Annotated in this window: 3 protein-coding genes; 2 read left to right on the top strand and 1 reads right to left on the bottom strand. The window is 62.0% G+C overall.

Annotation, left to right across the window (positions count from 1 at the left end; genetic code table 11):
* Positions 1 to 3,272, bottom strand: a 3,272-nt coding sequence (locus BFQ03_RS05275; RefSeq protein WP_139115646.1) for a retention module-containing protein, incomplete at its 3' end; no start/stop codon positions are given.
* A 477-nt stretch (positions 3,273 to 3,749) separates the two neighbouring features.
* Between BFQ03_RS05275 and BFQ03_RS05270 the strand changes: the two genes are divergently transcribed.
* Positions 3,750 to 5,108, top strand: a complete 1,359-nt coding sequence (locus BFQ03_RS05270) for a TolC family outer membrane protein (RefSeq protein ID WP_065942637.1) — start codon at positions 3,750 to 3,752, stop codon at positions 5,106 to 5,108.
* A gap of 23 nt (positions 5,109 to 5,131) precedes the next feature.
* A partial coding sequence (locus tag BFQ03_RS05265; protein WP_065942636.1) for a type I secretion system permease/ATPase occupies positions 5,132 to 6,985 on the top strand: 1,854 nt, incomplete at its 3' end.

Raw genomic sequence — 6,985 nt, 5'->3', positions numbered from 1 at the left:
GCGCCTTGGACATCGTTGCCCAGCACGCTGCCGGTCAGGATCAGTTGGCTTTCAGAAGCCACTTGTTCATTGCTGTCATCGGCCGCCGTCGGCACATCGTCCACCACGTTGACATCCAACGAACCCGTGGCGCTGCTGTTGTTGCTGTCAGTGGCAGTGACCGTAAACGACTCGCTGACGCTGTTGGCGTCAGCGCCGGTTGGGTGGGTGTCGGTGCCGTTGAGGGTGTAGCTGTAGCTGATCACGCCAGTGATGGCGTCGTAGTTGGTGATGGTCAGGGTATTACCAAAACCGGTGGGTTCCGATTGCGGGAAAGTCGCTGTGACGCCGTTACTGACAACGCTGATACCGCCCACGGTAAGGTTTTTCAAACCATCCAGCGCCGTCACGGTGAAGGTCCCGGATTGGGTCAACGCAGAGCCATCATTGGCGCTGCCCAGCGGCAGGTTTTTCTCATAGACGGTGACTTCGCCGCCATTCACCTCAAGACCGGTCAACACCACCGGATCATCGTTGTTATGCACCTGCAAGACGAGATTGGCCGGGCTGGTATCACCGTCGGCATCCGTCAACGTATAGGTGAAGGTTTCAGTCCCATTGCCACCACCGTTCAGGGCCAGGAATTGTGTATCGGTCTTGTCCAGGGTGTAGGTGTAGCTGCCATCAGCCAGCAAATTCAGGGTGCCGTAGGTGCCGATGATGGTCGCGGGTGTCACCGGGCCAGTAGGGATGCGGTCAGCGCCCTGCACATCGTTGCCCAGCACGCTGCCGGTCAGGATCAGTTGGCTCTCAGAGGCCACTTGCGCATTACTGTCATCGGTCGCCGTCGGAACATCGTCGACCACGTTGACATCCAGCGAGCCAGTGGCGCTGCTGTTGTTGCTGTCGGTCGCCACGACCGTAAACGACTCGTTGATGCTGTTGGCATCAGCCCCAGTTGGGTGGCTATCGGTGCCGTTGAGGGTGTAGCTGTAGCTGATCACGCCAGTGATGGCGTCGTAGTTGGTGATGGTCAGCGTATTACCAAAACCGGTGGGTTCGGATTGCGGGAAGACCGAAACCGCACCATTCGTGACGATGCTGATACCGCCCACGGTAAGGTTTTTCAAACCATCCAGCGCCGTCACGGTGAAGGTCCCGGATTGGGTCAACGCCGCCCCATCATTGGCACTGCCCAACGGCAGGTTTTTCTCATAGACGGTGACTTCGCCGCCATTTACCTCAAGACCGGTCAACACCACCGGATCGTCGTTGTTATGCACCTGCAAGACGAGATTGGCCGGGCTGGTATCACCGTCGGCGTCCGTCAACGTATAGGTGAAGGTTTCCGTGCCATTACCGCCGCCGTTCAAAGCGAGGAACTGCGTATCGGTCTTGTCCAGGGTGTAGGTGTAGCTGCCATCGGCCAGCAAATTCAGGGTGCCGTAGGTGCCGACGATGGTTGCGGGTGTCACCGGACCAGTAGGGATGCGGTCAGCACCTTGCACATCATTGCCCAGCACGCTGCCGGTCAGGATCAGTTGGCTCTCTGAGGCCACTTGTTCATTGCTGTCATCGGCCGCCGTCGGCACATCGTCCACCACGCTGATATGCAGCGTGCCAGTGGCCGTGCTGTTGTTGGTGTCATTGGCGATCACGCTGAAGCTTTCGCTCAGTTCATTGGCCCCAGCGGCCAGCGGATGCGCCTCAGTGCCCGTCAGGGTGTAGCTGTAGCTGATCACCCCGGTGCCCGCATCAAACCCGGTGATGGTCAGGGTATTGCCCAGTCCGGTGGCGATCGATTGCGGGAAGCCGGCGGTGACACCGCCGGATACCACGCTGATCCCGCCCACTGACAAGTTCTGTAAACCATCCACCGCCGACACCGTCAGGCTGCCGGTACGGGTCAGTGCGCCAGCATCGGGACTGCTGCCGTCCACCAGGTTTTTTTCATAAAGCGTCAGGTCGGCGCCATTGACACTGATGCCACCGATCACCACGGGGTCATCGTTGTTATGCACTTGCAGCACCAGGTTGGCGGTGCTGGTGTCGCCGTCGGCGTCGGTCAGGGTGTAGGTGAAGGTTTCGGTGCCATTGCCGCCGCCCAGCAGCGCTACAAAGTCAGGATCGCCGGTGTTCAGTGTGTAGGTGTAACTGCCATCGGCAGCCAGGACCAGAGTCCCGTATTGACCCGTGAAGCTACCGCCGACAATCGGGCCGCTGGCGACGCGGTCGGCGCCCTGGGTATCGTTGTCCAGGACATTGCCGACAAGGGTCAACAGGCTTTCCGATGCGCTGCCTTCATGGCTGTCATCCCGCGCCTTGGGGACATCGTCGATAACCGTGATATCCAGCGAACCCGTGGCGGTGTCGTTGTCGCTATCGATGGCAACCACCGCAAAGTTTTCGCCGAGACTGTTGGTTCCAGCTCCCGACGGATGGGCCTCATTGCCCGTCAATGTGTAGCTGTAGCTGATCACCCCGGTGGCCGCGTTATACCCGGTAATACTCAAGGTATTGCCCAACCCGGTGGTGATGCTTTGCGGGAAACTGCTGGCCACCCCGCCGCTGACCACGCTGATGCCGCCCACCGTCAGGCTCTGCAGGCCATCGGGCGCCGAGACGTTGAAGGTGCCGCTTTGCACCAGCGCTGCCGGATTGCTGGCCGAGCCTTGGGCAAGATTGGCCTCGCTGAGCGTCAACTCGCCGCCCTCGACCGCCAGCCCATCCAGGCTCACCGGGTTATCGGGAGGCACCACTACCGGCGGACCATTGCCGGTATCCGGCTGCCCGGCGACCTGGAACAACGGAAACTCTGGAATCGCGCCAAAGCCTGCAGTCGGGAACCCGATGACCGGCTCCACGCGCCCGGCAACTTCGGTCAACAACACAAAGGAGTGCCCACCGCCCAATTCACCGGCCGCGGTGCTGCCGGTCTGGCCGGCGGCCGTGGCTTCACCGGTCTGGGTCGGGTCGGCACCGGCAGCAATGGCTTTTTGCAGTTGCTGCACATCGGTCAACTGCGCCTGGCTGGGCGCAAGGTCTTCAGACCCATGCACCTGCGGCGCCTGGCCGGCCAGCAATTGCGGGGAAAGGCCCAGGCTGCTGTCGCGCCCCAGGGTCAGCTCATGGCCGTTGGTCAGTTGCACCGCCACCGCACCCGCCGCGCCGGTCTGCAGTTGCTCGCCGGCAAACAGTCGGTCGCCTTCGATCAGGCTACGGCGACTGCCATCTCCCGCCACGGCAAAGACTTCCCCAACCACCTTGCTGACAACACCGATTAACTTGGCCATGTGCTTATCTCCCTGTCCGACCCCAGTAGTCGAAACCTCGGTTACGTGCACAAGCGCAACAGATCCGGTGGTCTGGGCCTCGCCCGAAAGTGGCACAAAACTGATTCAAATCAGCCGCCAACCCGCGCTTCAAGCCGTTTGCAGAGAACCTTCCCAGGGACAAAGTGACAAAAAACCGTCACCAGAAAATTCCCTTTTTTCCTCTACCCCATCATCCGCTTGCACTTGCGATTGAACTTTCCTTAAGCCTGAAAACGCGCCAAAGCGCACATAACTCAAGGCTTGTGCTTTGAACAATGTCTTGCTTCGCGCAGAACGCATAAGTTTTTTTGGACATAAACATTATGAGAAATCCTTCTTAGGTCCTCTCGCAAATGTTCTTAGCTCTGTTGTTACAAGCCTGAGACGGTTTGGCCCTATAAATTCGTCAAATAAATGGCGACAGACCAGCAACATTGATCCACAGGAGATGTACCCATGCGCGTCTTGACCCCCCTCTGCAGCGCGATTCTGATCGCCATGGCCTGCACCAATGCCCAAGCGATGTCGCTGACCCAAGCCATCCAAAGCACGCTGGACACTCACCCGGAACTGAACGCCAGCCGTAACAGCCGGTTGTCAGCCGACGAAGATGTAAAAGTCGCCAAGGGCGGCTTCTACCCCAGCCTCGACCTCAACGCCGCCTACGGCCGCGGCTACAGCGACAACAGCACCACCCGCGCCCGTGGCGGCAATCACCACACCGAAACCGACAACTACACCCAGTCGGAACTGCGCCTGCGCCAGATGCTGTTCGACGGTTTCAACACCTCCAACGAAGTGCAGCGCACGGGAGCTGTGGTCAACTCCCGCGCCTATTACACCCGTGGCACTGCCGAAAGCCTGGCCCTGCGCACCGTCGAGGTGTATCTGGAAGTGCTCAAGCGCCGCGACCTGCTGACCCTGGCCAAGAACAATCTGCAGGCCCACCTGCGGGTCACCGACCAGATCGGCCTGCGTACCGAACGCGGCATCGGCAGCACCGCCGACCGCGACCAGTCCACCGCCCGTCGGGCCCTGGCGGACAACAACTACCAAACGGCCATGGTCGACCTGCAAGACGCCGAATCGAACTTCTATAGCGTGGTCGGGCGCATGCCGGACGAACTGGAAAGCCCGGCCTCGATCAAGGGCGAGTTGCCCGCCGACCAACTCGGCGCCCGGCGCAGCATGCTGGAGAACAACCCCTACCTGAAGTCCGCCCAATCCGATGTGATGGCCGCCGAGAGCCAGTACGAAGTGGCCAAATCACCGTTCTATCCACGTTTCGACGCCGAGGCGGCAGTGGGCGCCAATAACAATGTGCAGGGCGACCTGGGCCACGACAACGAATGGCGGGTGGGCGTGGTGATGAACTACAACCTGTTCCGCGGCGGCAGCGACAAGGCCCGCCTGGCGTCGGACTCGCACAAGATCAACCAGGCCATGGACATCCGCAACAACGCCCTGCGCATGCTCAATGAAAACCTCAACCTGGCCTGGCATGCCATGGACAACGCGCGCATCCAGACCCCCACCGCCCGCGAATACGCCGAAACCACCCAGCGCGTGCGTGCGGCCTATCAGGACCAGTTCGGCCTGGGCCAGCGCACCCTGCTGGACCTGTTGGACAGTGAAAACGAGTTGTACAACGCCAACCGGCGCTACACCGAAGTGCGCTACACCGAAGAGTTCTCCATGTACCGCGTGCTGGCCAACATGGGCGAGTTGCTGAACAAGGAGCGCGTGGTCGTACCGGCCGAAGCCATTGCCCAGTCGGAAGTCAGAAGCGAAGCCCACTTGCCTGACCTGAAGTAGCCAACGACGTGGAGCAGACCGCCGTGAGCCAGATGGAACCGCTGAACCCGGGTGTCGACCCGCGCCAGAGCTTTGATGACCCGTTGCTCGACGGCCTGCTGATCCTGTGCAAGCTGCACGGTTGCACTGTCAGCCGCGCCAGCCTGAGCGCCGGGCTGCCCCTGGCAGAGCAACGCCTGAGCCTGGACTTGCTGCCACGTGCAGCGGCCCGGGCCAGCTTGCAGGCGCGGGTTTTGCGTCGGGAACTGGGGGCGATTTCGGCACTGAACCTGCCCGTGCTGCTGCTGCTCAAGGAGGGGCGTTGTGCGGTCCTGCGGCGTTGGAGCGAGGATGGCCAGGCGCTGATCCTGCCCAGCGAAGCCGAGGGCGGCGAGCAATGGGTCAGCCGCGCAGAACTCGACGCGGCCTACAGCGGCCAGGCATTGTTCGCACGGCCTCGGCATGAGATCGAAGACCTGCGCGCGCCGCTGGTGCCGCGGGTCGAGGCGTGGTTTCGCGACACCTTGAAGCTGTCGCGCTGGCTATACAGCGATGCGATTCTCGCCAGCTTATTGATCAACCTGCTGGGCCTGATGGTGCCGCTGTTCGTCATGCAGACCTACGACCGCGTGGTGCCGAACCAGGCCACGTCGACCTTGTGGGTGCTGGTGATCGGCCTGCTGATCGGCACGGGGTTCGAGCTGGTGCTGCGGGTGGTCCGCGCCCACTTGCTGGACACCGCCGGCAAGAAAACCGACGTGATTCTGTCGGCAACCCTGTTCGAGCGCATCACCGGCATGTCGATGAAGGCGCGCCCGGCCACCATCGGTGGTTTTGCCCAGAGCATTCATGACTTCCAGGGCCTGCGCGAATTCCTCACCGCCGTGACCCTCACCAGCCTGATCGACCTGCCCTTTGCCGTGCTGATGCTGGTGGTGATCGGCCTGCTCGGCGGTTGGCTGGTGATCATCCCTTTATGCGCGTTCCCGCTGACCATCGGCTTTGCGATGCTGATCCAGGCCCGCCTGCGCGATACCGTGCAAAAAAGCCTGAGCCTGGGCGCCGAACGCCAGGCATTGTTGATCGAAACCCTCGGCGGCCTGGAAACCCTCAAGGCCTGCAGCGCTGAAAGCGAGCGCCAGCACCAATGGGAAAGTACCCATGGCGCCCTCACCCGCCTCGACAGCCATGCGCGCAACCTCTCGGCGCTGGCCACCAACGGCACCCTGTTCATCCAACAGTTTTCCGGGATGGCGACCATTGTCGCCGGGGTCTACAGCATTATTGCCGGCAGCCTCAGCGTCGGTGCGCTGGTGGCCACCTACATGCTCGGCAGCCGGGTATTGGCGCCGCTGGGGCAGATCGCCGGGTTGATCACACGCTACCAGCAGGCGCAATTGACCATGCGCAGTACCGACGCGCTGATGGCCCTGCCCCAGGAGCGCGACCCGCAACAGCGCCCGCTGGAACGCACGCAACTGACAGGTGCCCTGGAAGTCAGCCAGGTGACCTTCCGCTACGCCGGGCAGAACGCCCCGGCCCTGAGCCAGGTCAGTTTCCAGCTCAAGGCCGGCGAACGCGTGGGGATTATCGGCCGCAGCGGCTCGGGCAAAAGTACCCTGGGCCGGCTGGTGATGGGCTTTTATACGCCGCAAGAAGGCCAACTGCTGCTCGATGGCCTCGACCTGCGGCAACTGGATGTGGCCGACCTGCGCCAGCAAGTGGGCTATGTCGCCCATGATCTGCCGCTGCTGGCCGGTAGCCTGCGCGATAACCTGACCCTCGGCGCCCGCTATGTCAGCGATGCGCGGATGCTGGAAGTGGCGGAGCTGACCGGCGTCAGCGAACTGGCCCGCCAGCACCCCCAAGGCTTCGACCGGCCGGTGGGCGAGCGCGGG

The organism is Pseudomonas sp. 25 R 14 (assembly GCF_900004755.1).
Lineage (GTDB): Bacteria > Pseudomonadota > Gammaproteobacteria > Pseudomonadales > Pseudomonadaceae > Aquipseudomonas > Aquipseudomonas brenneri.
The sequence above is the reverse complement of the archived record's forward strand: the minus strand, read 5'-3'. Positions and strand labels throughout refer to the sequence as shown.

Excerpts from the sequence above, each read along its gene's own strand:
- BFQ03_RS05270 (WP_065942637.1), top strand. The coding sequence starts at position 3,750 with ATGCGCGTCTTGACCCCCCTCTGCAGCGCGATTCTGATCGCCATGGCC.